Annotated in this window: 23 protein-coding genes; 9 read left to right on the forward strand and 14 right to left on the reverse strand. The window is 69.5% G+C overall.

Features of this window, described 5'->3' with window-relative positions; all coding sequences use genetic code 11:
• Positions 1–3 precede the first annotated feature (3 nt).
• From pstC to phoB, 5 genes are read left to right on the forward strand one after another with little or no spacing between them, the layout of a single operon-like run.
• A complete protein-coding gene (pstC, locus tag K8940_RS01640) occupies positions 4–1,437 on the forward strand; it encodes a phosphate ABC transporter permease subunit PstC (RefSeq protein WP_223392815.1) in 1,434 nt (477 codons plus the stop codon).
• Positions 1,430–2,728 (forward strand): phosphate ABC transporter permease PstA, encoded by a 1,299-nt coding sequence (gene pstA / locus K8940_RS01645; protein ID WP_223392816.1) that lies wholly within the window; start codon positions 1,430–1,432, stop codon positions 2,726–2,728. The genes pstC and pstA overlap by 8 nt, the downstream gene beginning before the upstream one ends.
• Before the next feature lie 58 nt (positions 2,729–2,786).
• The gene (pstB, locus tag K8940_RS01650; RefSeq protein WP_223392817.1) at positions 2,787–3,629 is read left to right on the forward strand and encodes a phosphate ABC transporter ATP-binding protein PstB; all 843 of its coding nucleotides are present in this window, start codon (positions 2,787–2,789) and stop codon (positions 3,627–3,629) included.
• A 23-nt stretch (positions 3,630–3,652) separates the two neighbouring features.
• Complete coding sequence (gene phoU / locus K8940_RS01655) at positions 3,653–4,345, forward strand: phosphate signaling complex protein PhoU (protein WP_223392818.1); 693 nt, start codon at positions 3,653–3,655, stop codon at positions 4,343–4,345.
• A gap of 18 nt (positions 4,346–4,363) precedes the next feature.
• Entirely contained in the window at positions 4,364–5,056 is a 693-nt protein-coding gene (phoB, locus tag K8940_RS01660; protein ID WP_223392819.1) for a phosphate regulon transcriptional regulator PhoB, read from the forward strand.
• Here the strand turns inward: phoB and K8940_RS01665 are convergent.
• The 3 genes from K8940_RS01665 to K8940_RS01675 form a co-directional block, all read right to left on the reverse strand.
• Positions 5,029–6,690, reverse strand: a complete 1,662-nt coding sequence (locus K8940_RS01665) for an ATP-binding protein (protein ID WP_223392820.1) — start codon at positions 6,688–6,690, stop codon at positions 5,029–5,031. The genes phoB and K8940_RS01665 overlap by 28 nt on opposite strands.
• A gap of 154 nt (positions 6,691–6,844) precedes the next feature.
• Positions 6,845–7,666 carry a LytTR family DNA-binding domain-containing protein gene (locus tag K8940_RS01670; RefSeq protein ID WP_223395735.1) on the reverse strand — a complete coding sequence of 274 codons (822 nt, stop codon included), beginning with the start codon at positions 7,664–7,666 and terminating at the stop codon, positions 6,845–6,847.
• Complete coding sequence (locus K8940_RS01675; RefSeq protein ID WP_411675573.1) at positions 7,663–8,340, reverse strand: hypothetical protein; 678 nt, start codon at positions 8,338–8,340, stop codon at positions 7,663–7,665. The genes K8940_RS01670 and K8940_RS01675 overlap by 4 nt, the downstream gene beginning before the upstream one ends.
• 115 nt (positions 8,341–8,455) lie before the next feature.
• Here K8940_RS01675 and purD point away from each other — a divergent pair, with 115 nt between their 5' ends.
• From purD to K8940_RS01690, 3 genes are all read left to right on the forward strand, one after another.
• Positions 8,456–9,736 carry a phosphoribosylamine--glycine ligase gene (purD, locus tag K8940_RS01680; protein WP_223392821.1) on the forward strand — a complete coding sequence of 427 codons (1,281 nt, stop codon included), beginning with the start codon at positions 8,456–8,458 and terminating at the stop codon, positions 9,734–9,736.
• Positions 9,737–9,828: 92 nt separating this feature from the next.
• Positions 9,829–10,911, forward strand: coding sequence for a phosphotransferase family protein (locus tag K8940_RS01685; RefSeq protein ID WP_223392822.1), 1,083 nt, complete (start codon positions 9,829–9,831; stop codon positions 10,909–10,911).
• An 8-nt stretch (positions 10,912–10,919) separates the two neighbouring features.
• Positions 10,920–12,206 (forward strand): metal-dependent hydrolase family protein, encoded by a 1,287-nt coding sequence (locus tag K8940_RS01690; protein ID WP_223392823.1) that lies wholly within the window; start codon positions 10,920–10,922, stop codon positions 12,204–12,206.
• Here the strand turns inward: K8940_RS01690 and lpxK are convergent, their stop codons facing one another.
• Genes lpxK through K8940_RS01715 form a run of 5 tightly spaced genes read right to left on the reverse strand, consistent with a single transcriptional unit; the run spans position 12,207 to position 18,007 of the window.
• Positions 12,207–13,214: a tetraacyldisaccharide 4'-kinase gene (gene lpxK, locus K8940_RS01695; RefSeq protein WP_223392824.1), complete on the reverse strand. Its 1,008-nt coding sequence runs from the start codon at positions 13,212–13,214 to the stop codon at positions 12,207–12,209. It abuts the gene before it with no gap.
• Positions 13,211–14,467, reverse strand: a complete 1,257-nt coding sequence (locus tag K8940_RS01700) for a 3-deoxy-D-manno-octulosonic acid transferase (RefSeq protein ID WP_223392825.1) — start codon at positions 14,465–14,467, stop codon at positions 13,211–13,213. The genes lpxK and K8940_RS01700 overlap by 4 nt, the downstream gene beginning before the upstream one ends.
• Before the next feature lies 1 nt (position 14,468).
• Positions 14,469–15,473: a cation diffusion facilitator family transporter gene (locus tag K8940_RS01705; protein ID WP_223392826.1), complete on the reverse strand. Its 1,005-nt coding sequence runs from the start codon at positions 15,471–15,473 to the stop codon at positions 14,469–14,471.
• Between the two features lie 30 nt (positions 15,474–15,503).
• Positions 15,504–16,205 carry a lysophospholipid acyltransferase family protein gene (locus K8940_RS01710; RefSeq protein WP_223392827.1) on the reverse strand — a complete coding sequence of 234 codons (702 nt, stop codon included), beginning with the start codon at positions 16,203–16,205 and terminating at the stop codon, positions 15,504–15,506.
• A complete protein-coding gene (locus K8940_RS01715) occupies positions 16,202–18,007 on the reverse strand; it encodes an ABC transporter ATP-binding protein (RefSeq protein ID WP_223392828.1) in 1,806 nt (601 codons plus the stop codon). Before K8940_RS01715 ends, K8940_RS01710 begins: the two co-directional genes overlap by 4 nt.
• A 144-nt stretch (positions 18,008–18,151) precedes the next feature.
• Between K8940_RS01715 and K8940_RS01720 the strand changes: the two genes are divergently transcribed.
• The gene (locus K8940_RS01720; protein ID WP_223392829.1) at positions 18,152–18,817 is read left to right on the forward strand and encodes a tyrosine-protein phosphatase; all 666 of its coding nucleotides are present in this window, start codon (positions 18,152–18,154) and stop codon (positions 18,815–18,817) included.
• Positions 18,818–18,959: 142 nt separating this feature from the next.
• On the opposite strand, the gene K8940_RS01725 is transcribed toward K8940_RS01720, so the two are convergent.
• The 6 genes from K8940_RS01725 to K8940_RS01750 all read right to left on the reverse strand — a co-directional run bounded on the left by K8940_RS01725 (position 18,960) and on the right by K8940_RS01750 (position 25,297).
• On the reverse strand, positions 18,960–19,196 hold the full coding sequence (locus K8940_RS01725) for a DUF4170 domain-containing protein (protein ID WP_223392830.1): 237 nt from the start codon (positions 19,194–19,196) through the stop codon (positions 18,960–18,962).
• A 20-nt stretch (positions 19,197–19,216) separates the two neighbouring features.
• Positions 19,217–19,996 carry a 3'(2'),5'-bisphosphate nucleotidase CysQ gene (locus tag K8940_RS01730; protein ID WP_223392831.1) on the reverse strand — a complete coding sequence of 260 codons (780 nt, stop codon included), beginning with the start codon at positions 19,994–19,996 and terminating at the stop codon, positions 19,217–19,219.
• On the reverse strand, positions 19,993–21,324 hold the full coding sequence (locus tag K8940_RS01735) for a TldD/PmbA family protein (RefSeq protein ID WP_223392832.1): 1,332 nt from the start codon (positions 21,322–21,324) through the stop codon (positions 19,993–19,995). The genes K8940_RS01730 and K8940_RS01735 overlap by 4 nt, the downstream gene beginning before the upstream one ends.
• Positions 21,325–21,450: 126 nt before the next feature.
• Entirely contained in the window at positions 21,451–21,852 is a 402-nt protein-coding gene (locus K8940_RS01740; protein WP_223392833.1) for an MAPEG family protein, read from the reverse strand.
• 84 nt (positions 21,853–21,936) lie between these two features.
• Positions 21,937–23,760: a M14 family metallopeptidase gene (locus K8940_RS01745; protein ID WP_223392834.1), complete on the reverse strand. Its 1,824-nt coding sequence runs from the start codon at positions 23,758–23,760 to the stop codon at positions 21,937–21,939.
• Between the two features lies 1 nt (position 23,761).
• A complete protein-coding gene (locus tag K8940_RS01750) occupies positions 23,762–25,297 on the reverse strand; it encodes a UbiD family decarboxylase (RefSeq protein ID WP_223392835.1) in 1,536 nt (511 codons plus the stop codon).
• Between the last annotated feature and the right edge of the window lies 1 nt (position 25,298).

Below are 25,298 nucleotides of genomic sequence, written 5' to 3' on the forward strand. Positions count from 1 at the left end.
CGCATGCTGACCTGGCTCTCGCTCCTTGTCCTGGCGCTGTTCTCCGGCGTGGCCTTCGCGGCCGGCCGCCGTCGCGCCGTGGCCGCCACCGGAGGCCGCGCCCGCGTCCTCCACTCCCTGCCGGACTACTACGGGACCTACGCGGCCCTGTGGGCTGGCGTGCCGGCCGCGCTGCTGTTGCTGCTGGGCGCAGCCTTCGGCGGCCGCGTCGAGGACGCGATGCTGCAGTCCACCCGCCCCGCCGCCGTCCAGGCGCTGGAGCCGGACCGCCAGGCCGTCTTCTACAGCGACGCCCACGCGATCGCCGCCAAGCAGGCGCCGTCCGAGGTGGCCTACGAAGGCGAGCTGAAGGTCGCCCTGGACGCCAAGGTGGCCGAGGCCAAGCGCATCGAGACGGTGCTGAACATCGGCATGCTGACCGGCGCCGGCGTGCTGGCCCTGGCCGGCTTCCTGCTGGCCTTCCCGCGCATCTCCACCGAATTCCGCGCCCGCAACCGGGTCGAAGGCTGGGTCGGCGTCCTGCTGATCGGCTGCTCGGTCGCGGCCGTGCTGACCACCCTGGGCATCGTGCTCTCGCTGGTCTGGGAAAGCTGGCGCTTCTTCCAGAGCGTCAACCCGCTGTCGTTCCTGTTCGGCACCGAGTGGAGCCCGCAGATCGCCATGCGCGCCGACCAGGTCGCCTCGGCGGGCGCCTTCGGGGCCGTGCCGCTGTTCGCCGGCACCTTCCTGATCATGTTGATTGCCATGCTGGTGGCCGCGCCCGTCGGCCTGTACTCGGCGATCTATCTCTCGGAATACGCCAGCCGCACCGTGCGCGGCGTGGTCAAGCCGCTGCTCGAGATCCTGGCCGGCGTGCCGACCGTGGTCTACGGCTTCTTCGCCGCCCTGACCGTGGGCCCGCTGTTCCGGGCCGGCTTCAACGCCATCGGCGCGGCCCTGCCGCCGGGCCCGATCGCCCAGTACCTGATGGAAGTCCAGAACCAGATGGCCCTGGTGGCCGGGGTGGTGATGGGGATCATGCTGATCCCGTTCGTCTCGTCGCTGTCGGACGACATCATCAACGCCGTGCCGCAAAGCCTGCGCGACGGCAGCTACGCCATGGGCGCCACCAAGTCCGAGACGGTCAAGAAGGTCGTCCTGCCGGCCGCCCTGCCGGGCATCATGGCCGCCATGCTGCTGGCCGTGTCCCGCGCCGTCGGCGAGACCATGATCGTCACCATGGCCGCCGGCCTGCAGGCCAAGATGACCGTCAACCCGCTCGACACCGTGACCACGGTCACCGTCCAGATCGTCACGCTGCTCACCGGCGACCAGGAGTTCGACAGCCCCAAGACCCTGTCGGCCTTCGGCCTGGGCCTCACCCTGTTCGTGGTGACCCTGACCCTGAACATCGTCGCCCTGCGCATCGTCCAGAAGTACCGGGAACAATATGACTGACGCGACCCTCGGCGCGGCCGCCCCGCGCTCCGCCGCCTCGACAGCCATGGAAGCCCGGCTGAAGAAGCGTCACGCCGCCGAACGGATGTTCAAGGCCCAGGGCCTGGCCGCGATCATCGTGGCCCTGATCTTCCTGGTCGTCCTGGTCGGCCGCATCGTGGCCCAGGGCTACACGACGTTCGAGACCCACACCCTGAGCGTGCCGGTCTATCTGAACCCGGACCGCATCGACACGTCCGACCTCAGCGGCGTCAACTACGACTATATCGTCGCCGAGGCGGTGATGAAGAAGCTGGGCGTGCAGGACGACGACCTGGGCACGGTCTCGACCAAGGTCCAGGACCTAGTGTCGCGCGACTTCGGCTTCCAGATCCTGAACAAGCTGAAGGCCGATCCGAAGCTGATCGGCCAGACGATCACCCTCTCGGGCCCGCTGAAGGCCGACGCCGACCTCTACTTCAAGGGCGAGATCAAGCGCACGACGGCCGAGGGCGATCGCAAGCTGGACAACCAGCAGCTGGCCTGGCTGGACCAGCTGGAAAAGGCCGGCGTGATCAAGTCGGGCTTCAACTTCGCCTTCTTCACCAACTCCGACTCGACCGAGCCCGAGCAGGCCGGCGTGCTGGGCGCGGTGGTCGGCTCGGCCATGATGCTGATCATCACGGCCCTGATCGCGGTGCCGGTCGGGGTGCTGGCGGCGACCTACCTCGAGGAGTTCGCCCCCAAGAACCGCTGGACCGATATCATCGAGGTGAACATCAACAACCTCGCGGCCGTGCCGTCGATCGTCTACGGCCTGCTGGGCCTGGCGCTGTTCATCAACTGGCTGAACGTGCCCCGGTCCTCGCCGCTAGTCGGCGGCCTGGTGCTGGCCCTGATGGCCCTGCCGACCGTGATCATCGCCACTCGCTCGGCCCTGAAGGCCGTGCCGCCGTCGATCCGCGAGGCCGCCCTGGGCGTCGGCGCGTCCAAGACCCAGACGGTCTTCCACCACGTGCTGCCGCTGGCCATGCCCGGTGTGATGACCGGCGCCATCCTGTCGCTGGCCCACGCCCTGGGCGAGACCGCCCCGCTGCTGATGATCGGCATGGTCTCGTTCGTGCCCGGCGTGCCGGAAGGCTTCACCGGCGCCGCGACCGTCCTGCCGGTCCAGGTGTTCATCTGGGAGAACGCGTCCGAACGCGCCTTCCACGAGCGCACCGCCGCGGCCATCATCGTCCTTCTCGTCTTCATGATCGTCATGAACGCCGCGGCCGTGATCCTGCGTCGCCGCTTCGAACGCCGCTGGTAGGTTTCACATGACCCCGATCCTGAACCCTCTCGCTTCGCCCCTTCTCAAGGGACACGCCATGACCGTCCAAAGCCCCGACGACACCGCCCACACGCCGGTGATCCACACCACCGTCCCGCACGCCAACGCCACCGCCGCGGTCGGCGAGGCCAAGATCAAGGCGCGCGACGTCAAGGTGTTCTACGGCGAGAAGCAGGCGCTGTTCGACGTCAACCTGGACATCCCCGCCAAGTCGGTGACCGCCTTCATCGGCCCATCGGGCTGCGGCAAGTCGACCTTCCTGCGCTGCATCAACCGCATGAACGACACGATCCCCTCGGCCCGCGTCGAGGGTTCGATCGAGATCGACGGCAATGACGTCAATCTGAAGAGCGTCGACCCTGTGGTCCTGCGTTCGCGCGTCGGCATGGTGTTCCAGAAGCCGAACCCCTTCCCGAAGACCATCTTCGAGAACGTCGCCTACGGCCCGCGCATCCACGGCCTGGCCTCGCGCAAGGACGAGCTGGAAGCCATCGTCGAGAGCAGCCTGAAGAAGGCCGGCCTCTGGAACGAGGTCGCCGACCGCCTGCATCAACCTGGCACCGGCTTGTCGGGCGGCCAGCAGCAGCGTCTGGTGATCGCCCGCGCCATCGCCGTGTCGCCGGAAGTGATCCTGATGGACGAGCCCTGCTCGGCCCTGGACCCGATCGCCACGGCCAAGATCGAGGAGCTGATCGACGAGCTGCGGACCCAGTTCTGCATCGTCATTGTCACCCACTCGATGGCCCAGGCCGCCCGCGTCTCGCAGCGCACGGCCTTCTTCCACCTGGGCAAGCTGGTCGAGAGCGGTCCGACCGAGGAGATGTTCACCAATCCTCGCGACAGCCGCACCCAGGACTACATCACCGGCCGCTTCGGCTGATCTGGCGGGAAGAGACACGTAAGATGACCGAACATACCGTCAAGTCGTACGGCGAAGAGCTGGCCCACCTCACGGCCGAAGTCACCCGCATGGGCGGCATCGCCGAGAGCCAGGTCGCCGACTGCATCGCCGCCATCGCTCGCCGCGACGGCCCGCTCGCCCAGGCCGTGGTGGCCGGTGACGAGCGCCTGGACGCCCTGCAGGGTGAGATCGAGCGCAAGGCCTTCCGCCTGATCGCCCTGCGCCAGCCGATGGCCGTGGACCTGCGCCACGCCGTCGCCGCCCTGAAGATCTCGATGAGCCTGGAACGCTGCGGCGACATGGCCAAGAACATCGGCAAGCGCGCGCTGATCCTGACCGAGGCCGATCCGATGACCGCCCTGACCCGGTCGATCGAGCGCATGGGCAAGCTGGTGCAGAGCCGCCTGAAGGACGTCCTGGACGCCTACACCACCTCGGACCTGCAGCGCGCCATCGGCGTGTGGAGCCGCGACGAGGAGGTCGACGAGCACTACAACTCGATCTTCCGCGAGCTGCTGACCTACATGATGGGCGACCCGCGCACGATCAACGCCTGCGCTCATCTGCTGTTCGTGGCCAAGAACCTGGAACGCATCGGCGACCACGCCACCAACATCGCGGAAATCATCCACTTCGAGCTGACCGGTGAAGAGCTGGTGTCGCAGCGTCCGAAGCTGGACGTGGTTTCGCAGTAAGCCAGGAGGCGATCAGAAGTGACTCCCTACGTTCTGGTGGTCGAAGACGAAGACGCCCTGGCCACCCTGCTGCACTACAACCTCGACAAGGAAGGCTACCGCGTCGGCGTGGCCGGCGACGGCGAGGAAGCCCTGATCATGGCCAACGAGCGGGCCCCGGACCTGGTTATCCTCGACTGGATGCTGCCCAAGGTCTCGGGCATCGAGGTCTGCCGCCGCCTGCGCGGCCGGGCCGAGACCCGCAACGTGCCGATCATCATGCTGACGGCGCGCGGCGAGGAAACGGATCGGATCCGCGGCCTGGACACCGGCGCCGACGACTATGTCGTGAAGCCGTTCTCGATGGTCGAGCTGACCGCCCGCGTCCGCGCGGTGCTGCGCCGCATCCGCCCGGGCCTGGCCGACGACCGCATCACGGTCGGCGACATCATCATCGATCGGGTCGCCCATCGCGTGAAGCGCGACGGCAAGGAGATCCACCTGGGTCCGACCGAGTTCCGCCTGCTGGACTATCTGATGCAGCACCCGGGCCGGGTGTTCAGCCGCGAACAGCTGCTGGACGCCGTCTGGGGCTCGGACGTCTATGTCGAGGCCCGCACGGTCGACGTCCATATCGGCCGCCTGCGCAAGGCGCTGAACGGCAGCTCGGACGGCGACCCCATCCGCACGGTCCGCTCGGCCGGCTACTCGCTGGACCTGGACGCGGCCTGAGATTCCCCGGCCTCGCCCGCCTGGGCGGCGAGGTCGGCGGCCGCGGCGATGCTCTCGAACAGCGCCGTGACGGTGATCGGCTTGGCCAGGTGAAGGTCGGCGCCGGCCTCCAGGCACGCCTCGACCTGATGCGGCATGGCGTTGGCGGTCAGCGAGATGATCGGGATGCGGCCGCCGCCCGCGGCCTGCTCGCGGGTCCGGATGGCGCGGATCGCCGTCAACCCGTCCATCACCGGCATCTGGGTGTCCATCAGCACCACATCGAAGGGCTGGCTGCCGAAGGCTTCCAGCGCGGCGGCGCCGTTCTCGGCCACCACCAGGTCGGCGGTCTCGCCCAGCATCAGCTCGACGACGCGCTGGTTGGTCGGGTGATCCTCGGCCAGCAGGACGCGCAGCCGCTCGGCCGACGGCGCGGGCGCGGCGCGACGGACGGGCGCAGGAGCCTCGCTCAGGGCGGGCGCCAGGCGGGCCGTGAAGCGGAAGGTCGCGCCCTGGCCCGGCGTCGACTCGCAGGTGATGTCGCCGTCCATCAGCTTGGCGAAGCGCAGGGCGATGTTCAGCCCCAGGCCCGAGCCGCCGAACCGGCGGGTGATCGAGCCGTCGCCCTGGACGAAGCGCTCGAACAGGCTGGCCTGGACCTCGGGGGTGAAGCCCTCGCCGCTGTCCTGGACCTCGACCGACAGCGCGATCGCGCCGCCATCGACGGGGCGCGTGGCGGCCCGGACCGCGACGGCGCCCTCGCTGGTGAACTTCACCGCGTTGCTGATCAGGTTGTTGACGATCTGACCCAGCTTCAGGGCGTCGCCGGTGACCCGGTCCTGGAAGTCGGGCGCGAAGTCGAGCGAGAAGGTCAGGCCCTTCTGGTGGGCCAGCCCCTCGAAGGTGGCCGCCGCCGCGATCAGGCCGCCGCGCAGGTTGAAGGGCGCGGTCTCCAGCCCGACCTCGCCGGCCTCGACCTTGGCCAGGTCCAGGATGTCGCTCAGCAGGGCGTTCAGCACCCGGCCCGAACCGAGGATCACGTCCATCATCTCGCGCTGGCGGGCGGTCAGCTCGGTCTGGGCCAGCACCTGGGCCATGCCCAGCACGCCGTTCAGCGGGGTGCGGATCTCGTGGCTCATATTGGCCAGGAACTCGGTCTTGGCGATGCTGGCGGCCTGGGCGCTCTGCAGGGCCGCCTCCAGCGCCGCCGCCGAGGCCTTCCGCTCGGTGATGTCCTCGCTGATGATCAGCAGCAGCTTCTCGTCGCCCTCGCCGGGAATGGCGATCTTCTTGGTCTGCAGCCAGCGGTCGCCGTTGTGCGGGGTCTTCAGCGGTTCCTCGTCGATGACCCAGACCCGGTCGCTGTCCAGCACCTTACGGTCCATCTCGGCGAAGGCGGCGGCCTGGTCGGCGGGAAAGAAGTCAGCGTCGTTGCGGCCGATCAGGGCCTCGCGCGGCACGCCCAGCAGCGCCTCGCCGGCGCGGTTGACCAGCACGAAGCGGCCGTCCTTGCCGTTCTTGACCACCAGCATCGCCGGCACGCTCTCGACCACCGCGTCGAGGAAGGCGCGCGAGTGCAGGGCCTTCGTCGGATGCGAGGCGTCGGCGGCGACCGCCGGATCGCGACCCGGCGGGGCGTGTTCGTCTGAAGCCATGCGCGGCGTTCGCTCCCCTCCCGCGCATCCGACCCTAAGGCGTTGAATGGACGCGCGAACTCAATATGGCATAGAGCCGTCGAGCGGTGGAGCTGACAAGCTTGACCTGGATCAATTTCCCCCGGACGAGACGATAGGACGCACCGCGCGCGGACTAGCGTCCCAGCCGCTTGAGCACCTCTTCGCGGTAGGTGCGGCTGGTCACCACCTCGGCCCCGCTGGCCAGGGTCAGCCGCCACGAGCCGTCCGACAGCGGCTGGGCCTCGCGCACATGGGCCAGGTTGATCAGGGCCGAGCGGTGGGCGCGAGCGAACAGGCGGGGGTCGAGGCGCGCCTCCAGGCTTTGCAACGTGGCGCGCAGCAGGCCCTCGCGACTGTCGCCCCAGTGGACGACGACATAGTTGTCGGCGGCGCCGAACCACTCGACCGCCGAGGTCTCGACCGGGACGCGGCGCGCGCCGGTCATCACCATCAGCCGTTCGGGTTCGGATGGGGCGGCCACGGCGCGAGCCTGCGCCAAGGCCGCTTCCAGCAGGGCGTTGCGGGCGCGCGCCTCGGCGGCCTTGCGGTGATGGGCGGCGGCCAGGCCCACGGCGACGATGGCGGTGTAGAGCAGGATGCAGACCGGAACCCGTCCCAGCACCCGACCGGCCAGGTCGGTCCCGCCGATGAAGGCCTGGTCGATCAGCGAGGAGGCCAGGGCCTCCAGCGGGACGGCCATGAGGCCAGCGACGAGGCTGGCGGCCAGACCGCGCGCGCCGGCCCCGAACCAGCGCAGGACCCACCAGACCAGGCCCGCCGCCGGCAGCCAGGCGGCGTAGATGGCGCCCTGCCACAGCAGCGAGGTCGGAACGTCCAGGACGATCCCGCGCTGGGTCGCGAACCGTCGGGCGAACCAGGCGGCGCTGACCGTGGTCATCAGCCAGCTATAGGCCGTGAACGCCCAGACCCAGGCGGAGGTCGGCGCGGTCCTCAGGCGGGTGACCAGGCGTGTCGCCGGCGCGCCGCCAGCACCGCGATCCAGATCACGGCCATCGGTTGGAACAGCAGGGTCGGCCAGAGCTGGCTCCATGGCGTCGGCAGGAAGGTCAGGAAGTTGCCCGAGAAGGCGCTGATCACCGCGCCGTAAGCGCTCAGCATCTTCACAAGGTGCTCGTAGGTCCAGAGGTTCGGCGAGAACGGCCAGGCGGTGGGGCGGATAAATCGCCAGAGGTCCCAGGCGCCGTAGGTGAAACAGGCATAGACGAGGGCGGCGCTGACGGCGGCCTTGTTCCCGGTCCGGCCCTGGACCACCAGGACCAGCACCCAGGCGCCGATCGTCAGCACGCCCAGGGTGACGACCCAGTCCAGCGCCGTGGCCCGCTGGCGAGGATCCAGGTCCGGACGCTTGCGCTTCAGCACCCGCGCGCCGGAGAAGACGGTCATGGTCGCCGTCGCCGACAGGGCCGCGAAATAGGCGTTGAAATGCAGCGCCGTCATCACCCAGGCGGCGGCCAGCAGCACGCTCATCAGCCCGACGAAGACGCGGCCCGACGTACGGTGCAGGCGCGAGCCCTTGCGGCTGAGGATCGGAGCCAAGCCGACGGCGACCAGGATAAAGCCGCAGCCGATGTGCAGGGCCAAAGCGGGGGAGAAGAAGAGCTTGTCCATGGCCGCCAGGTGTCCCGGTCGGGCGGGTCTGGCCAGCGCGATGGGGCGGATGACGGCGGGTGGGGGCGAGAGCATGGCTTGACCCGGCGGCGCCCGCGCGTCACACCCCGCGCTCATGGAAAAGCTGACCATCCTCCTCGTCGGGTCCGGCGGGCGCGAGCACGCCCTGGCCTGGAAGATCGCCCAGTCGCCGCTGTGCGGCCGCCTCGTCGCCGCCCCGGGCAATCCCGGCATTGCGGCCGTCGCCGAGCTGCGCGCCGTCAAGGCGACCGACGCCGACGGCCTGGTGGCCCTGGCCCAGGAGATCGGCGCGGACCTCGTCGTGGTCGGCCCGGAATCGGCGCTGGAAGTGGGCCTGGCCGACAAGCTGGCCGAGGCGGGCGTCCCCTGCTTTGGCGGCAGCCAGCGCGCCGCCCAGCTGGAAACGTCGAAGGCCTTCACCAAGGACTTCTGCCAGCGCCACGGCCTGCCGACGGCGGCCTATGGGGTGTTCGAGAACGCGGCCGCCGCGAGCGCCTTCCTCGACACGCTGGACGCGCCGTTCGTGATCAAGGCCGACGGCCTGGCGGCGGGCAAGGGCGTGGTCATCGCCGCGACCCGGGCCGAGGCCGACGCGGCGGTGCTGGACATGCTGGGCGGCCGCTTCGGCTCGGCCGGCGCCCGCGTGGTGATCGAGGAGTTCATGCACGGCGAGGAGGCCTCGCTGTTCGCGATCTCCGACGGCAAGACGGCGGTGCTGTTCGGCGCGGCCCAGGACCACAAGCGCGCCTATGACGGCGACAAGGGTCCCAACACCGGCGGCATGGGCACCTATTCGCCGCCGCCCGTCCTGACCGACGCCCTGATCGACCAGGCCTGGCGCGAGCTGATCGTCCCGACCGTCGAGGGCATGGCCGCCGAGGGCAACCCGTATGTCGGCGTGCTCTATGCCGGTCTGATGCTGACCCCCACGGGGCCAAAGCTGGTCGAGTACAACGCCCGCTTCGGCGACCCCGAGTGCCAGACCCTGATGCTGCGCCTGGAAAGTGACCTCGTCCCGATCCTGCTGGCGGCCGCCAAGGGCGAACTGGCCTCGGCCGCGCCGCCGAAGTGGCGCGACGAGGCGGCGATCTGCGTGGTCCTGGCCGCCGAGGGCTATCCCGACGCGCCCAAGACCGGCGGCCGGATCCAGGGCGCCGACGCCGACTTCGGCGACGAGGCGGTGGTCTTCCACGCCGGTACGACCCGCGAGTTCCAGGGGCGTCTTGTCGCCTCGGGTGGGCGGGTGCTGAACGTCTGCGCCCTGGGCGCGACCCTGCACGAGGCCCGTGACGTGGCCTACGCCGCGCTGGGGACGATCAGCCTGGAAGGCGGCTTCTATCGCACCGACATCGGCTGGCGGGCGCTGAAGGGGTGAGATCCTCCTCCGCTGGGGAAGGATCAAGAGCTTGCCTAAGCGCTCGCGCCCTCTAAACTCCCTTTCAAACAAGCGTTGGGGAGAAGCGCGCCATGGCCGAAGCCGCCGAACAGTCCGCCCAGGACCTGAACTCGGGCACCAAGCCGGTCGACCCGCGCCACGCGATCGACGAAGGCAAGCTGGCCGTCTGGCTGGAGGCCAATGTCGAGGGTTATGCCGGCCCGCTGGAGGTGCGCCAGTTCAAGGGCGGCCAGTCCAACCCGACCTATCAGCTGGTCACGCCGACCAAGAAATACGTCCTGCGCCGTAAGCCGCCGGGCAAGCTGCTGCCCAGCGCCCATGCCGTCGACCGCGAGTTCAAGGTGATCTCCGGCCTGAACAAGGCCCACTTCCCCGTCGCCAAGGCCTATGCCCTGTGCATGGACGAGGACGTCATCGGCACGATCTTCTACGTCATGGACAATGTCGAAGGCCGGATCCTGTGGGACGGGACCCTGCCGGACTACCAGCCGGCCGAGCGCCGGGCGATCTACGAGGCCGAGATCGACACGCTGGCGGCCCTGCACAATGTCGACTACGCCGCCGTGGGCCTGGCCGACTACGGCAAGCCCGGCAACTATTTCGCCCGCCAGATCGACCGCTGGACCAAGCAGTACCGGGCGTCGGAGACCAAGACGATCGACGAGATGGACCGGCTGATCGAATGGCTGCCGCAGAGCTGCCCGGTCGACGACAAGACTTCGATCGTTCATGGCGACTATCGCCTCGACAACATGATCCTGCACGCCACGGAGCCGCGCGTGGTGGCGGTGCTGGACTGGGAGCTGTCGACCCTGGGCAACCCGCTGGCCGACTTCAGCTACTTCCTGATGAACTGGGTGATGCCGTCCGACCAGCGCGGCGGCCTGGCGGAGATCTCCGACCTGGAGGCCTATGGCGTACCGACCATCCCGCAGGCGGTGGCGCGCTACTGCAAGGCCACCGGCCGCGACGGCCTGCCGGAACTCGACTGGTATTTCAGCTACAACCTCTTCAGACTGGCCGGCATCTGCCAGGGCATCGTCGGCCGCGTCCGCGACGGCACCGCCGCCAGCGCCCATGCGCAGCTGATGGAGGCGCGCGTGCCGGTCCTGGCCAAGGGCGCCTGGGCCTTCGCGCAGAAGGCGGGGGCGTAAGAAGCTACATGCGGAAACTGCTATCGGGCGTTGCCGCCCTGGCTCTGGCCGGGACGCTGAGCAGCGTCGTGCATGCCGAGACGGTGTTCGTTCAGGCCGGCCGCCTGCTGGCCGATCCGGCGACGGGCAAGGTCGAGACGGCCAAGACCCTGGTGCTGGAGAACGGCAAGGTCGCCCGCATCGTCGACGGCTATGTCGCCGAGCCGGGCGGCAAGGTCGTGGACCTGAAGGACAGCTTCGTCCTGCCGGGCCTGATCGACAGCCACGTCCACCTGACCGGCCAGCAGGGGCCGACCTCGCGGCTGGACAACGTCACCCAGTCGGCGGCCGACGAGGCGATGGTCGGGGCCGGCTACGCCCGCAAGACCCTGATGGCCGGCTTCACCACCGTGGCCGACCTGGGCGCCACCAACCAGGCGATCTTCGCCCTGCGTGACGGTATCAAGCGCGGCGACGTGCCGGGGCCGCGCATCATCGCCGCCGGCTCGGCCGTCTCGGTTCATGGCGGCCACGGCGATATCAACGGCTATAGCGACGAGGTCATGCACGTGCTGCGGCCGACCTCGGTGTGCTCGGGCTCCGACGACTGCCGCCGGGCGGTGCGCGAACAGGTCTGGCTGGGCGCCGACATCATCAAGATCACCGCCACCGGCGGGGTGCTGTCCAACACCGCCGCAGGCCTGAACCAGCAGTTCTCGGACGACGAGCTGAAGGCCATCGTGGAGAGCGCCCACCGCATGGGCCGCAAGGTCACCGCCCACGCCCACGGCGTCGACGGCATCAACAGCTTCCTGAAGGCCGGCGGCGACTCGATCGAGCACGGCACCTATCTGGACGCCGACAGCATCGCCTTGTTCAAGAAGAACGGCGCCTATCTGGTCCCGACCCTGATGGCGGGCGATTTCGTCTACCGGATCGCCTCGGGGCCGAACAACTTCCTGACGCCCGCCCAGACCGCCAAGGCCCTGGACGCTGGTCCCAAGATGCTGGCCATGGCCCGCCGCGCCCACGAGGGCGGGGTCAAGATAGCGTTCGGCACCGACACCGGCGTCTCGGCCCACGGCGACAACGCCGGCGAGTTCGCCCTACTGGTCAAGGCGGGCCTGACCCCGCTGGAAGCCATCCAAGCCGCGACGGTCAACGCCGCCGACCACTTCTCGCTGTCGGCCGAGATCGGCAGCCTGTCGCCCGGCAAGGCGGCCGACCTGATCGCGGTGAAGGGCGACCCGCTGAAGGAGGTCACCGAGCTGCAGCGCGTGACGTCGGTGATCAAGGGCGGGGTGGTTTACAAGTAGCTAGAGGCCGATCTTCGCCAACAGCTCCTCGAGCGCCTCCGGGTCGTCGAACCGCGCCCTGACCGGCCACGGCGTCACCTTCTCGCGCCACTTGGCGGGCAGGCGGACCCAGTCCTTCTCGGTGGTGACTAGGCCGGCGTCATAGACCTTGGCGCGGTCGGCCAGCATCTTCAGCGTCGCCTCGTCGTATTCGCCGTGGTCGGGGAACGGGGCGAAGTCGACCAGCTGGCAGCCGGCGGCGGTCAGGGCCTTCTCGACCTTCCAGGGCTTGCCGATGCCGGCGAAGCCGACCTGCGGGCCAGTGGGAACCGGAGCGGCGGCTTCCAGGCGGGCGACCAACACCGGCATGTCGCCGAACTGGACCAGCAGGTCGAAGTCGGGCTGCTCCATGTCGACCGGCAGCAGCACGATCACCGCGTCGGCGCGGGACAGGCCCACCTTGAGCGGTTCGCGCATCGGGCCGGCGGGAAAGACGCGACCGTCGCCGAACGGCCACTCGCCGCCGCGCGTCTCGCCGTCGACGACGACCAGGGACAGGGCCTTGCGGATGGTCGGGTTCTGGTGGCCGTCGTCCATGACGATCGCCTCGGCGCCCCAGCGCGCGGCGGCCTTGGCGCCCGCCACGCGGTCGACCGAGACCCACATCGGGAAATCCTGGGCCAGCATCAGCGGCTCGTCGCCGACGTCCTTGGCGGTGTGGCGCGTGGTGTCGACCCGCACCGGCCCCTTCAGCCGGCCGCCATAGCCGCGCGACAGGCCGTGGGCGGCGACGCCGCGCTGGGTCAAGGTCAGCAGCAGCTCGCGCACGATCGGGGTCTTGCCGGCGCCGCCCATGGTGACGTTGCCCACGCAGATCACCGGCGCGCCGACGATGGCCGGGGTGGTGCGGGCGATGCGCCGGCGGGTGGCGTCGGCCCAGATCCACGACAGCGGGGTCAGCAGGGCGCGGGTCAGCGGGGCGGGGCCGCCGCTCTTCACGTACCACCAGCGGGGCGTGCCGAGTTTCATGTGACTATCTCGGGAACCAGCTCGAGGATGCGGGAGAGGCCGGCCCGGGCCTCGGCGTCGCGGGCGTCGACATAGGCGCGCGCGCGCGCGGCGCGCGCCTTCGCGGCGGTGGGATCGGCGAGGTCGACGGCTAGCGCGTCGCGCAGGCCGGCCGGCGAGGTCATGACCACGCCGTCGGCCGCCTCGAGTCCCGCGAAGGCCGAGGCCCAGTTCTCGACGAACGGACCGCTGATCGCCGGGCAGTCCAGGCGGGCGGCCTCCAGCGGATTATGGCCGCCGATGGCCGGGACCAGGCTGCCGGCGATGATCGAGGTCCCGGCCAGCCGGAACCACAGGCCCATCTCGCCCAGGGTGTCGGCGACGATCACGTCGGCGCTCGCGTCCGGCGCCTGGCCGCGCAGGGCGGCGGAGAGACCTCGGGCCTTGGCCAGGGCGACGATGGCGGGGCCGCGTTCGACATGGCGCGGGGCCAGGACGATGGGCGGGCGGTCCGGGAGGGTGAAGACGGCGTCCAGGGCGATCTCGTCCTCGCCCGGATGGGTGCTGGCGATCAGCAGGGGCGGACGCGGGAAGCGCGCGCGCTGCTTCGCCAGCTCGGCCTCGTCGACCGGCAACGGCGCGGCGCCGAACTTCAGGTCGGCCTCGCCGGCGACCTGGCCACCCAGCGCCTCGAAACGCGCGTGGGCGCGGGCGTCCTGGGCCAGGATCAAATCAAAGCCGGATAGCAACTGGCGGGCGGCGTCGGGGCGCTGGCGCCAGCGCGCGAAGCTGCGGTCCGACAGCTTGGCCGAGACCAGGGCCAGGCGCGTCCCGGCGGCCTTGGCCTCCAGCAGCAGGTTGGGCCACAGTTCGCTCTCGACGAAGACGGCGAGGGACGGCTTCCAGCGGGCGATGAAGCGCCGCGCCGCGCCGGGGGCGTCGATCGGGACGTACTGATGGATCGCGCCCGGCGGCAGGCGCTTGGCCAGCAGGGCGGCCGAGGTGGTGGTGCCGGAGGTGACCAGCACCGTAACCTCGGGGCGTTCGGCCCGCAGCCGCTCGACCAAGGGCAGGATCGACAGGCTCTCGCCGACGCTGGCGCCGTGCAGCCAGACCAGCGGGCCGTCGGGCCGCGCCGTCGGGGCCTTGGCCAGGCGTTCGGCCAGGCGCGCCGGGTCCTCCTTGCCCTTGCGGGCGCGGTCGGCCAGCAGCGCGGGGGCGATGGGTTCCAGCAGGCCCGTGGCGGCCCGGTAGAGGCCCAGGGACAGGGTCACCCTAGACCACGTCGTGGGGCGCCAGGCGGCAGGCGTGCGCGCCGTGGCTGGTCTCGACCTGGATGGTCACGTGGCCGATCTTGAATCTACTCGCCAGCTCGGCGCAGGCGTCGTGCAGGAACTGGTCGTGGTCGGCGTCCAGCGGGCGGACGACGTGGGCGGTCATGGCCGTCTCGGTCGTGCTCATCGCCCAGATGTGCAGGTCATGCACCTCGCTGACGCCAGGGCGACCGGTCAGCCAGTCGCGGACCTTCTCGGAATCGATCCCGCGCGGCGTGGCGTCCAGGGCCATGTCCAGCGAGTCGCGCAGCAGGCCCCAGGTGCCCAGCACGATGACGGCGACGATGGCCAGGCTGACCACCGGATCCAGCCACAGCCAGCCGGTGAAGGCCATCGCCAGGGCCGCGACCACCACGCCGGCCGAGACGGCGGCGTCGGCGGCCATGTGCAGGAAGGCCCCGCGGACGTTCAGGTCGTCCTTGCCGCCCTTCATGAACATCAGGGCCGTGGCGGTGTTGATGACGATGCCGATGGCGGCGACGATCATCACCGGGCCGGTCTGGATAGGCTCGGGCGCACCGAAGCGGCGGACGGCCTCCCAGCCGATGGCGCCGACGGCCAGCAGCAGCAGGGCGGCGTTGCCCAGCGAGGCCAGGATGGTGCCCTTGCGCAGGCCGTAGGTGCGGCGGGCGCTGGGCGCGCGCTTGGCCAGCACGGCCGCGCCCCAGGCCAGCAGCAGGCCCAGAACGTCCGACAGGTTGTGGCCGGCGTCGGCCAGCAGGGCCAGCGAATGGGTCAGCAGGCCCGCGCCGGCCTCGACGACCACGAAGCCCAGGTTCAGCGCGGTGCCGATCGCGAAGGCGCGACCGAAGTCCTTGGGGGCGTGGCTATGGCCGTGGTGGCCATGGCCGTGATGATGGTGACCGTGGTCGTGCGCATGATCGCGGTGATCATGGTCGTGCCCATGCTTGTGGTCGTGAGCGTGGTCGTGAGCGTCGTGCGGCATGGCCCTACATCCCATCAAGGGCGGGTCGGATCAATCTTCGACCAGGTCTTCGGCCCGTCGGGTGACGGCCGAGAGGCGATCGGCCCAATCTTCCGCCAGTTGCTCGACGTCATCTCCGCGTCCGGCGCCGGTCGGGCCGTCCCAGACCATGGCGGCCTTGGCGAAGGGCAGGGGGATCATGGTGTTGTCCCACGAGCCCAGGCGAATGCAGGGCCGGGCGGCCAGGCCCACGAAGATCACCGGGGCGCCGGTGACGCGGGCCAGGGAGGGCGTACCCTTCTCCATGTGCTCGGCCGGGCCGCGCGGGCCGTCCGGGGTGATGGCGACGCCGCCGCCGTCCTTGACCCACTTGACCATGTCGCGGAAGGCCTGCTCGCCGTGCTTGTTCTTGGCCAGGTCCGTCTTCTTGGCCGACGAGCCCCGGATCGCCGGAAAGCCCAGCTTCTCGACCGTGCGGGCGATGAACTCGCCGTCATTGGAGCGCGAGATCAGGGCGCGCATGTCCTGGCGGCGCGCGAGGTCCTGCGGCCAGCTGAGCGGCGACATCGGGATGCGCGAGTGCCAGAAGCACAGGATCGCCCCGGCGCCGGTCTCGCGGCCCTGGGCCCAGACGGCCTCGGCCTGCTCGGCGCCCTCGACGGTCATGCGCAGGGTCTTGAAGACGAGCTTTGAGTAGCCGGCGAAGATCGAGGACAAGAGCCAGATCACGAACGGCGAACGCAGAGGTCTCAAGCACTGGCCTCCGGAACGTGATCCAGGTCCTGGGCCTTGGCCAGGCGCGCGTAGAGGCCCCCGGCGCGGACCAGCTCAGGATGGGGCCCGGTCTCGACCACGCGGCCCTTCTCGATCACGTAGATGCGGTCGGCGTTCTTCACGGTCGACAGGCGGTGGGCGATCAGGATCGTGGTGCGGCCGGCCATCAGCCGCTCCAGCGCCGCCTGGACCTGGGCCTCGCTCTCGGTGTCGAGCGCGCTGGTGGCTTCGTCCAGCAGCAGGATCGGGGCGTCCTTCAGGAAGGCGCGGGCGATGGCGATGCGCTGACGCTGGCCGCCCGACAGGCGCGCGCCGGCCTCGCCGACGGCGGTGTCGTAGCCTTCGGGCAGCTCCAGGATGAAGTCGTGGGCGGCGGCCTGGCGGGCGGCGGCCTCGATCTCCAGCTGGCTGGCGCCGGGGCGGGCATAGGCGATGTTGGCGCGGATGCTGTCGTCGAACAGGAAGGGCTCCTGGGTGACCAGGGCGATGCGGTCGCGCAGGGAGGCCAGGGTCACCGACCGCACGTCGTGGCCGTCGATGGTCACCGCCCCGGCCGTCACGTCGTAGAAGCGCGGGATCAGGTTCAGGATCGAGCTCTTGCCGCCGCCGGAGGGGCCGACCAGGGCCACGGTCTCGCCCTTGCGCGCCTGGATCGAGACGTCCGACAGGGCCGCAATCTCGGCGCCATACGAGAAGGTGACGTGGTCCAGGGCGATCGTGCTGTCGCCGGCCGGCAAGGCCTTGGCGTCGGCGGGATCGACGATGGTCGGGGCGATGTCCAGGGCCTCGAACAGCCGGCGGGCGGCCGTCAGGCCCTCGCTGAACACCGTCTGCAGGTTGGCGACCTGGCGCAGGGATTGGGCGGCCAGGGCCAGGGTCAGGACGAATGCAAGAAAGCCGCCGGCGGTGATCGGTGGCAGGGTGAACGGGCCCAGCACCAGCGCGCCGGTCAGGGCGCGCCAGCCGGCGTAGGCGAAGATCAGGGCGATGACCAGCTGGGTGAACAGCTCGGTCGAGGGCGCGGCCATGGCCTTGGCGTTGCTGCCCTTGATCAGGTGGCGCTGGCGGCGGTCGACGACGGCGGCGACGCGGCCTTCCTCGTAGGCCTCGCGGTTCTCCATCTTGACGATCTTGACCCCGTCCAGGCTTTCCATCACGGCGGTGGAGAGGTTGGAGGTCTCGCTCATGGCGCCCCGGGCCGCCTTGGTCGTGCGCCTGGAGAAGTTGCGGATGATCGCCCCGACGGCCGGCACCACGACCAGCACGCCGATGGCCAGGATCGGGTCGCCGTGCAGCAGGGTCCACAGGGCGTAGAGGACGGTCAGGCCTTCGCGGACATAGTTGACGACGCCGGTGGTCGCCGCCTCGCGGATCAGGCCCGCGTCGTACAGCACCGACGAGACGTAGGAGCCGGAGTGCGCCCCGCGCAGCCGGGCCAGGTCGGCGCGGATCAGGCGGCCGAACAGGCGCTTTTGCATGTCGCCGACCACGCCGTTGCCGATGCGGTTGATCAAGGTCGCCTGCAGCACCTGGAAGATCCCGCGCATCACGGCCAGGCCCGCGATGGTCAGCGGAATCAGCAGCAGGGCGTTCGGCTGCGGATGGGTGATCAGGCGGTCGACGGCCGGGCCGACCATGGTGGTCAGCTTGACGCTCAGGCCGGCGACGGCGGTGGCGCTGAGGATCGAGACCAGCAGCCCCTTCCAGCGCGGGGCCAGGAACTCGCGCCACATCCGGCCCATCAGGGCGCGGTTCGAGGGCTGGCTGTCGGGCGAGGTCATGCGGGAGGGGTCGGATTTCGGGGCGGGACTGTCAATGACTTGGGAGACGCACTGCCCATGAAAAGCGACGCCATGAGGGCGCGTTTTGCCTTTCGGGCGGCTTGCCCCTACTTAGGCGGCTGACTTCCGAAGGATCGCGCCCGCTTGGCCAAGTTCGACCTCACAACGCCCTGGGGCCGGTTCAAGACCTATCTCCACTACCTGTGGAACGACCACGCCTATCTGCGCCTGGGCTTTTCCAACGCTCACTGGATCAGCCCCGAAATGGTCCGCGCCAACCAGCCCTGGCCGTTCCAGCTGGCCTGGTGGAAGAAGCAGGGGATCAAGACGATCGTGAACCTGCGCGGCGGTTTCGACGGCAGCTTCTACGCGCTGGAGAAGGACGCCTGCGAGCGGCTCGGTTTGAACTTCGTCGACTTCACCATCACCTCGCGCGAGGTCCCGATCCGCGAGCGGGTCCGGGGCGCCAAGGAACTGTTCGAAACGATCGAGTATCCGGCCCTGATGCACTGCAAGTCGGGCGCGGACCGGGCGGGGATCATGAGCGTCTTCTACGCCCACTATCGCCTGGGCCTGCCGATCCGCGAGGCCATGCGGCAGCTGGGTCCGCGCTACCTGCACATCAAGCATGGCAACACCGGCGTGCTGGACTACGTGTTCGAGCAGTATCTGGAGGTCGGCGAACCCAAGGGGCTGACGTTCAGCGAATGGGTCGAGAGCGACGACTACGATCCCGTCGCGATGAAGAAGACCTTCCGGGCGGGGATGCTGGGGAAGGTGCTGACGGACAAGATCCTGCGGCGGGAGTAGATCCTTCTCCCCTTGCGGGAGAAGGTGGCCGCGAAGCGGTCGGATGAGGGGTTGAACGCCCTATCCTGACCGGCTTGCGCGACCCCTCATCCGTCATCCTGCGGATGACACCTTCTCCCGCAAGGGGAGAAGGGAGCCGTCATCACCCCTCGGTGCTCGGATCCAGCAGCTTGTGGGCATGGATGATGAAGTAGCGCGCGTGGGCGTTGTCGACGGTCGCCTGGGCCTTGGCCTTCCAGGCCTTGTGGGCGGCTTCGTAGTTCGGGAAGGCGCCGACGAACTCGACCTTGTCGAGGTCGCGGAATTCGGTGCCGGCGACGTCCTTCAGTTCACCACCAACGACGATATGAAGAAGCTGCTTGTCAGCCATTTGGAGCAAGTTCCTGCGAGGAATTGGTTTTATGGCAGCTCGATATGCCCGACGCGTGACAGGATCAATGGATGAAGCGTCTTATTGGCGCAAACTAGGCTCGGAACCAGCGGAACAGGCCGATTATAGGCGAATTCCCGGCCCTTGTGGTCGCTGAGCGCGGCCCCGGCCCGGCGGCAGATCAGGTCGGCGGCGGCCAGGTCCCACTCGCTCTTGGGTGACAGGGCGACGGCCGCGTCGAAGGTCCCGGCGGCGACCAGGCACATGCGGTAGGCGATGGAGTTGCGGCTCTCGATCCGCATCTCCGGCCAGGGTTCGCGCCAGGCGGGGTGGGCGAACATCTTGGCGTCGCCCAGCATGGCCGCGCCGAACAGCTGGTCGGTCGCGCTGGGGGCGATCGGGGCTCCGTTCAGGATGGCCGGGCCGTCCAGCGTGGCGGCGTAGGTCTCGTCCAGCGCCGGGGCGTGGACGACGCCGGCGACCGGCCGGCCGTCCTCGACGATGGCGATCGAGACCGCGAACCACGGCTTGCTCTTCATGAAGGCCACCGTGCCGTCGATCGGGTCGACCACGAACTGGCGGGGGGTGGACAGCCGCGCCGGATCGTCGGCGGTCTCCTCCGACAGCCAGCCATAGTCGGGCCGCGCGGCCCGCAACTGCGTCCTCAGCAGGGTGTCGACGGCCAGGTCGGCGTCGGTGACGGGCGAGCCGCCCGCCTTGGACCAGATCTTCAGGCCGCTCTCGCGGGCCGAGAGCGCCAGCTCTCCGGCTTCCTTGGCGGCCTCGAGGATCAGGTCCAGGTCGTTCATTTGCCCGCGATCGCCAGGGCGTCGACCAGGATAGACGGGCTGTTGCTGGCGCCCCGGAACTCCAGGTCCGAACCGGGGACGAGACGGGCGTAGATGTCGATCAGGTTGCCGGCCACGGTGATCTCGGTGACCGGGCCGGTGCTTTCGCCGTTCTCGAACCATACGCCCGAGCAGCCGACCGACCAGTCGCCGGTGTTGCCGTTCAACGAGGGGCCGAACATCGAGGTGACCAGAAGACCGGTCCCGGCGTCCTTCATCAGGCCTTCAAGGTCCTTCTCGCCCGGCTGGAGCGTCAGGTTGTGGGTCGAGACGCCGGAGGGACCGGCCAGCCCGCGCGAGGCGTGGCCGGTGGTGACCAAGCCCAGCTGCCTGGCCGAGCTGGTGTTCAACAGCCAGGTGGTCAGCACGCCGTCGTCGATCAGGGCGCGGGCCTCGGTGGCCACGCCCTCATCGTCGAACGGGGCCGAGCCCAGGCCGCGCACCCGGTGCGGGTCTTCCGACAAGCGGACGCCGCGGGCGAAGACCGGCTGGCCCAGCTTGTCCTTCAGGAACGAGGTGCCGCGGGCGATCGAGGGACCCGAGATCGCGCCCAGCAGCGGGCCGATCAGGCTCATGGCCAGGCGGTTCTCGAAGATCACCGGGGCGGTGGTCGAGGCGATCTTGCGCGGGTTCAGGCGCGCCACCGCCTGGCGGCCGGCCTCCATGCCGATGTCGCCGGCGGCCGGCAGATCGCCGAAGTGGCGGGTCGAGCGGCCCTCGCCGCCACGCTCCATGCCCGCGCCCTCGCCGGCGATGGCCGAGGCCGAGATCGAGTGGCCGGTGGCCGCGTGGGTCCCGTGGAAGCCGTCGCTGGTCGCCAGCGCCCAGGTCGACGAACTCCAGCTGGCCGAGCCGCCGTCGGAGTTGGTCACGCCCTTGACCGCGCGGGCGTGCTCCTCGGCCAGGCGGGCCTGGGTCTCCAGGGCCTCGGCCGAGGGCTCGTAGGGGTCGATCAGGTCGAGCTCGGGGAATGGCCCCCGGGCCAGACGATCCTGCGGGGCGAGGCTGGCATAGGGATCTTCCGGCGCCAGGCGGGCCATGGCCACGGCGCGCTCGATCAGCTTGGCGCGGGCCTCGGCCGAGATGTCCGAACCGGAGACCGTGGCGCTGCGATTGCCGATGAAGACGCGCAGGCCCAGGTCGCGAGCCTCCTCGCGCTCGACCTCTTCCAGCTCGCCCAGGCGAACCGAGACCGAGAGGGATTGGCGCTCGGCGAAAACAGCCTCGGCGGCGTCCGCCCCGGCCTTGCGTGCGGCGGCGACCACGTCATGCAGCAGATTATCGTCCATGCGGTCTTATGGACGACGGGTGCGGCCGGGAGCAAGCGGCGGCGCCCCAGTTTCCTCTCTCCTGCCTCTCTGTCTCGGCGCGTATTCGCGCCGATCCACCTCCCTCAATGGGGAGGAGAGTGCGTTCTAGCCGATCGCCGACAGCAGCAGGGCCACGCCCGCGAAGATGTAGGCCAGCCAGGTGGCGACCATGCCGATGGCGCGCGGGATCGAGGCGCCGCCGCTGTTGGAGAGGCCGACCGCGTGGATCACCCGGCCGGCGAACAGCACGATGCCGACGACGTGGATGGCCAGCGGCGAGGCGCCGGCCACGGCCAGCACCGCCAGGGCGCCGATCCCGGCAGGGATGTATTCCGAGGCGTTGCCGAAGGCGCGGATGGCGCGGGCCAGTTCCGGGATGCCTTCGTCGCCCAGCGCCACCTTGTGCTTCTGGCGCAGACGCACGACCAGCAGCGACAGGATCAGCAGCAGGAAAAGGTGCAGGCCGGCCCACAGCGCCGCCGCGTGGCCGGAAACGATCGTGTCCATCACTCAAACCCTAGTACGCACACGCCCGCCCCCGAGCGCCGCCGTATATGAGACTGTCAGCGCTCGCTCGGCAACCCGAGCCGCTTATCGCGCGATTTCGCGGGCGATCGGGTACAGCAGATAGTGGTCGTCGTAGAAGGGCGTGCGTTCGTAGAACCAGGCCAGGCGCGCGTCCGGATCGGCGGCGAACTTGGGCTCGGCGGCCAGCTTGGCCTCGAACGCCGCCTTCAGCTTCGGGTCCGCCGCCATCATCTTCTCGGCCAGCGGGGCGATGGCGTAGGGCTCGATATATTCCACGCGGCTCAGCACCTCGGGGACCATGCCCCAGGCGAAGAAGCTCTCGCTGGACTGCGGCTCCAGCAGCAGCACGACGAGGTCGCCCAGCGGCTGGTCGGTCGGCACGCGGATCGAGCCCTTGGGGAAGACCCAGTCGCGGGTCTCGGCCGTGACCTTGTCGACGCTGATCTGGACGTGACCCTCGTTGGCGCGGGTCGCCAGCTTGGGATCGACCAGCCGGATCATCTCGACCTTGACGGTCTTGTCCGCCGGCAGGGTCTCCAGCGTCACGCCGTGCAGCTTCAGCCGCTCGATCAGGTCGGCGCGGTAGCTGGGCACGTAGTAGGCGACGGGACGCTTCAGGCTCAGCGTCGAGTGCGAGCCGTAGAACGGCACCTTCCAGAGTTCCGGGTCGGCCTCGCCCAGCCAGCGCACTTCCTTCCGGCCCGAGGCCGGGCTGTCATAGGTCTCGTACTTGATGCCCTTGAAGTCGCGGATGTAGGCCGGCTTGTCGTCATTGACGAAGTTGGCTGGCACCTCGGTCGGGCGCAGGGCGCTGTCGGACGCGATGGCGGTGCGCAGGTCGCCGCCCTTGTCGGCCAGGAGTTTCAGGGCCGTCTCGATGAAGACATAGGTCCCCAGCACGCGCTGGGCGTGGGGCTTGAGGCTATGGTTCTCGATCAGGATGGTCGGGACGTGGGCGGCCGCGCCCCAGCCGTTCGAGAAGCGCTCGCCCAGGCCGCCATCGGACAGGCCCTTCTTCGGGTCATGCTCGTCGATCCCGAACACCAGCTCGCCCGGGATGTGGCCCTCGGCCTCCAGGCCCTGGTTGATGACCGGCTTGAGGACGCCGTCCAGCCACTTGGCGATGGCCGGCGAGCGGTTCCAGACGCCGTTCTCGCCGTTGAAGCCGTAGGTGACGTCGTACTGGTAGTCCATGCCGTCGGTCACGTGGACGTCGACATAGAGGTCAGGCCGGTACTTGGCCTGCAGACGCTTCAGCGCCTGCATCTCCGGCTGGTCCAGCTTCATGAAGTCGCGGTTGAGGTTCTGGTTGGTCGCGGTGTTGCGCCAGCCCTGGATGCGCGGCCCGCGCTGGTTGGGGCGGGAATAGGGGCCCGAGCGCTCGTGGCCGTCGACCGACAGGATCGGGATCAGGACCAGGTTGACCTTGTCCAGCAGTCCGTCCTTGCCGTGAAAAGCCATGTCCCGCAGCAGCATCATGCCGGCGTCCTTGCCGTCGATCTCGCCGGGGTGGATGCCGGCCTGGACCAGGAGCAGCGGCTTCTTGGGATCCAGCTTGTCGCCATCCTTGCTGGCGATGACGGCGAAGATCGACCGGCCCTGCGGCGAGACGCCGAAGTCCTCGACGCGGATCAGCTTGCTGGCCTTGTCCAGCCGATCGAACCAGGCGCGGGTGTCGACATAGGTCGGCGAGAAGTCGTGGCCGGCGTCGGCCTCGAACGGCGTCACCCACGGATCGGCCTTGTCGCGGATCAGCGCCTGGCTGGCGCCCTGCCAGTGCGGGGCGGGCGGCAGGAAGGCTTCGTCCCAGGGGGCTTTCGTGGTCTGGGCCATGCTCGTGCTCGCTGTCAGGGCGGCGGCCAGGGCCGCCAGGGTCAGGATCCGCATCTTAGGGCTTCTTCCAGATCGGCTCACCCGCTCCTGGCAACCCCAGCCGCGACCACTTCTCGGTGACCGCGTCGACCACGGCCTGGTCCATGCGGATCTCCTGGCCCCATTCGCGCTTGGTCTCGGGCGGCCATTTGTCAGTGGCGTCGAGGCCGATCTTGGAGCCGAGGCCGCTTTCCGGGCTGGCGAAGTCCAGATAGTCGATCGGGGTGTGCTCGATCACCGTGATGTCCCGGGCGGGATCCATCTTGGTGCTGATCGCCCACATCACGTCCTTCCAGTCGCGGGCGTTGATGTCGTGGTCCACGACGATCACCCACTTGGTGTACATGAACTGGCGCAGGTAGCTCCAGACGCCCAGCATCACGCGCTTGGCGTGGCCGGGATAGGCCTTCTTCATCGACACCACGGCGATGCGGTAGCTGCAGCCCTCGGGCGGCAGCCAGAAGTCGACGATCTCGGGGAATTGCTGGCGGATCAGCGGGATGAACACCTCGTTCAGCGCCTCGCCCAGCACGCTGGGCTCGTCCGGCGGCCGGCCGGTGAAGGTGGTCAGATAGATCGGGTCCTTCCTCATGGTGATCGCCGTCACCTGGAAGACCGGGAACTTCTCGACGCTGTTGTAGTAGCCGGTGTGGTCGCCGTACGGACCCTCGTCGGCGAACTCGTCCAGCAGGACGTGGCCTTCGATGACGATCTCGGCGTGGGCCGGGACCATCAGCGGCACGGTCTTGGCCGGCACGAGGTCGACCTTGGCCCCGCGCAGCAGGCCGGCGAACTGGTATTCCGACAGGGTGTCGGGCACCGGCGTCACGGCCGCCAGGATGGTGCCGGGATCCGCGCCCAGCACAGCGCAGGCGGGCAGGGGGTCCTTGTTCCCCGCCTTCTTGTGGCGGGCGTAGTGCTGAGCGCCGCCGCGATGGGCCAGCCAGCGCATGATGCACTTGTCTTTCCCGAGCACCTGCATGCGGTAGATGCCGAGGTTGAAGTCGTCCTCGCGGTCCTTGCCCGGGCCCTTGGTGACGACCAGCGGCCAGGTGATCAACGGCGCGGGCTCGCCCGGCCAGCAGGTCTGAACCGGCAGCTTGGTGAGGTCGATCTGGTCGCCGGTCAGGACGACCTCCTGCACCGGGGCCTTCTTCACCGTCCCGGGGCGCATGCTCATGACCGTCTTGGCCAGGGGCAGCATGTCGAGGGCGTCCTTCAGGCCCTTGGGCGGCTGGGGCTGGCGCAGGAAGGCCAGCAGCTCGCCGACCTCGCGCAGCTCGCCGGCCGTCTCGCGCGGCTCGCCGCCCAGGGTGACGCCCATGGCCACGCGCTTGACCGTGCCGAACAGGTTGGCCAGGGCCGGCATCTCCGAGCGGCTGCCGTCGGGCAGCAGGACATGCTCGAACAGCACCGCCGGGCCGCCGGTGGCCAGCAGGCGGGTCTGGATCTCGGTCATTTCCAGCACGCTGGACACCGGCTCCTTGACCCTGACCAGCTCGCCCTTGGCCTCCAGGACGTCGATGAATTCGCGGAGGGAACGGTAGGCCATG

Source organism: Caulobacter segnis, assembly GCF_019931575.1.
In the GTDB taxonomy this organism is placed as follows: Bacteria; Pseudomonadota; Alphaproteobacteria; order Caulobacterales; family Caulobacteraceae; genus Caulobacter; species Caulobacter segnis_C.